Raw genomic sequence first — 3,087 nt, forward strand, 5'->3', positions numbered from 1 at the left:
GTAAGCGCTGTTCCCCTGCCACGCTGACAACTCGGCCTGTTCCCTTTCGGAGGCCACCGATAGGATAGAGACGCCAATAGCCGGTGTGCGGACGTTGACAGCGTCACAAGCTCCCCTCAGACTTCTCTGACTGGTCGAAACTTTGGCAGGTGCGTGGTGAGAAATGGTCGATAGTCGGGAACATTGGAGAGAGATCGACCCAGGGGAACGCGCCCTTTTGATGCACCTTCTGCGAGACGATTTTCAGGGCAGAGCAGAAATTCTTGAGCAGATGAACTCAGTGGAGGTCATGCGGGTTAGCCCTGAAGGAAGTTTGAAGCTCCGGACGAGCGGCCCGGTAGCGGAAGTAAAAGACAGTGATGCGCCGTCGCCGCGAGAGAACGACAAAATTCCAGTCGAAGGCTTCTATGACGACAAAACCGATAGCAAAAACAGCTTTCTAAGTGTGGCAAAAATCGTGCGTCTAGCGTTGCATGTCACCGACGGCCGACTTTCTGAACTTGAGATTTACAAAGAGGACGGCAGCACAATCGTGACCGATCCATACGAAATCGACCTTTCGAGGGTTCATTTCTATTAAGCAGCGACGCTATCAACCGCGACCAGTGTGACATCGTGCATGGTTTTATCTGAGAAGGAACGGCAGATGTCTTTGGGTAGAGCTTACGCAGCCCGGTAATTCCACGGCAGAAGTTCCTCAACCCGGCTCTGCTTGTGGCCGTTGACGATGGCTGCGAGTGTAGCAGTCAAATAGGCCAGCGGATCGACGACATTGAGTTTGCAGGTCTCGATGAGCGAGGCGATGGTCGCCCAGTTCTCGGCTCCGGCATCATGGCCCGCGAAGAGAGCATTCTTCCTGTTCAAGGCTATTGGCCGGATGGTTCGCTCGACGCTGTTGTTGTCGATTTCGATGCGGCCGTCGATCAGGAAGCGCCTCAGGCCATCCCAGTATTTGGCGATGTAGGCCAAAGCTTCGCCGAGCGGGGACTTCGTGGCGACACGGGCACGGTGATGGACAAGCCAGGACTGCATGTCGGCGACCAGTGGCGCTGACCTCTCCTGCCGTCCAGTTAGACGAGCCTGCGGATCAAGACCGCGCAATTCGGCCTCGATGCGATATAGTTCTCCTATCCGTTTGACGCCGTCATTTGCAATCGGCGTTGTTCCGTTGCGGATGATCTCCATCAGCTTGCGACGAGCGTGTGCCCAACAATAGGCAAGTTGGATGTCCGGTCCAATGCGATCTGGGGCAATCAGCCGATTATATCCGGCGTAGCCATCCACCTGAAGAATGCCCGTGAATCCTTGCAATATCCGCTCGGCATGTAACCCGCCGCGACCGGGTGCATAGGTGAAGGCTACCCCCGGCGGCGCACCTCCGCCCCACGGTCGGTCATCACGGGCCAGCGCCCAAAAGTATCCGGTCTTGGTTTTGCGGGAACCGGGCTCGAGCACCGGAGCACGGGTCTCGTCCATGAAGAGCTTCGTTGACCGCTTTAGGTCGGCAACCAAGGCGTTGAAGACCGGACGCAATTCGAAAGCAGCCCGACCAACCCAGTCGGCGAGTGTTGAGCGGTCGAGATCAATCCCCTGGCGGCTCATGATCTGGGCCTGCCGGTACAGCGGTAAATGATCGGCATATTTGGACACCAGCACATGCGCGATGGTCGCCTCAGTCGGCAATCCTGCATGGATCAGTCGTGCAGGTGCTGCAGCCTGAGTTACGCCATCGGTGCAGGCACGGCAGGCGTATTTTGGACGACGAGTAACGATGACACGGAACTGCGCAGGGATGACATCCAGCCGCTCAGACACATCCTCGCCTATGCAATGTAGGCCGCCACCACAGTTACATATCAAGCTTTCTGGCTCGATGATCTCCTCGACACGAGGAAGGTGGGCGGGAAGAGAGCCACGATTGGCGGCGCGAGATTTGGGGCGCGGTTTACCCGAAGGGCTGTCGGCTTCGTCCTCGGCATGGATAACCGCTATGGCCGTTTCCAGGTCCTCCAATGCGAGATCGAATTGCTCGGGATCGGCCTTCTCGGACTTGCGGCCGAAGGCAGCCTGCTTGAAAGCGGCGACCAGCTTCTCCAGCCGTTCGATCCGATCATCCTTGCGGACTTCACGCGCTTGCGCCGCGAGCAGCATCGCCTTCAAAGCAGCAATATCGTCCGGCAAATCGGCGGCATCCAACATGCTAGAAGTTTACCAAACTCTGCCTCGTCTAGCCGCCCGGATTTGTCGCCCGAGTCATCGTGTCGCACCTATTCGATTGCGGTCGGCGCTCTTGCCTCAACGGAACGGACCCTACGCCAATCGAGCCCCGCAAACAGCGCCTCGAACTGGGCATGCCCCAGGGTCATCAGACCGTCCCGGATATCTGGCCAAGTGAACGTGTGCTCCTCCAGCCGCTTGTAGGCCATCACCAGACCGCTGCCGTCCCAGTAGATCAGCTTCAACCGGTCGGCCTTGCGTGACCGGAATATGAAGACTGTCCCTGTGAACGGGTCCTTATGAAGCTCGTTCTTTACCAGCGCCGCCAATCCATCATGGCCTTTGCGAAAGTCGATAGGCTTGGTTGCCACCATGATCCGAACCCGGTTCGAGGGAAAGATCATGCCGGAACCGCGCAAGCACGCGCGATAGCGGCGATCCGGGCGGCAGACGCGCCTTCTTCCAGACGTATTGTGACAGCGCCGACGATGATCTCAGGACGGCTGGCTTTTTTGATCGGCGGCTCCGAAGCGGGTGGAGCGACGATCACCGCTGCGAACTCCACCGCATCCTCGGGTGCAGGCAGAATCAACTTGCCTTGCCGCGCCATGGTTCGCCAAGTGGACAGGTGGTTCGGCTTCAGGCCGTGGCGTTCTGCGACCTCACTAACCATCGCGCCTGGCCGAAGACTCTCCGAAACGATTTGCGCCTTGATCTCGTCCGGCCAATGCCGATGCACCTCACGTCCAGACTTCCTGGTCGTGAGAACCTCCAATGTACTCTCCATGGAGAAACTCCCGTTGCTCGTCCATGGAAAGGCGATCACAGATTAGAGCGGCATCGACAACGTGGGAGCGGGACACCGGTTAC

4 protein-coding genes are annotated in these 3,087 nt (G+C 58.1%); 1 reads left to right on the forward strand and 3 read right to left on the reverse strand.

Annotated elements, in window-relative coordinates; all coding sequences use genetic code 11:
• The first annotated feature begins 163 nt into the window (after positions 1–163).
• Positions 164–580, forward strand: coding sequence for a DUF6984 family protein (locus G9X68_RS31595; RefSeq protein ID WP_164000637.1), 417 nt, complete (start codon positions 164–166; stop codon positions 578–580).
• Positions 581–663: 83 nt separating this feature from the next.
• Here the strand turns inward: G9X68_RS31595 and tnpC are convergent, their stop codons facing one another.
• The 3 genes from tnpC to tnpA all read right to left on the reverse strand — a co-directional run bounded on the left by tnpC (position 664) and on the right by tnpA (position 2,992).
• Positions 664–2,199: an IS66 family transposase gene (gene tnpC, locus G9X68_RS31600; RefSeq protein ID WP_164591597.1), complete on the reverse strand. Its 1,536-nt coding sequence runs from the start codon at positions 2,197–2,199 to the stop codon at positions 664–666.
• A 68-nt stretch (positions 2,200–2,267) separates the two neighbouring features.
• On the reverse strand, positions 2,268–2,621 hold the full coding sequence (gene tnpB / locus G9X68_RS31605; protein ID WP_168257247.1) for an IS66 family insertion sequence element accessory protein TnpB: 354 nt from the start codon (positions 2,619–2,621) through the stop codon (positions 2,268–2,270).
• Entirely contained in the window at positions 2,618–2,992 is a 375-nt protein-coding gene (gene tnpA, locus G9X68_RS31610) for an IS66-like element accessory protein TnpA (protein WP_244956273.1), read from the reverse strand. Before tnpA ends, tnpB begins: the two co-directional genes overlap by 4 nt.
• Between the last annotated feature and the right edge of the window lie 95 nt (positions 2,993–3,087).

This window comes from Rhizobium changzhiense (assembly GCF_013087625.1).
GTDB lineage: Bacteria > Pseudomonadota > Alphaproteobacteria > Rhizobiales > Rhizobiaceae > Rhizobium > Rhizobium sophorae.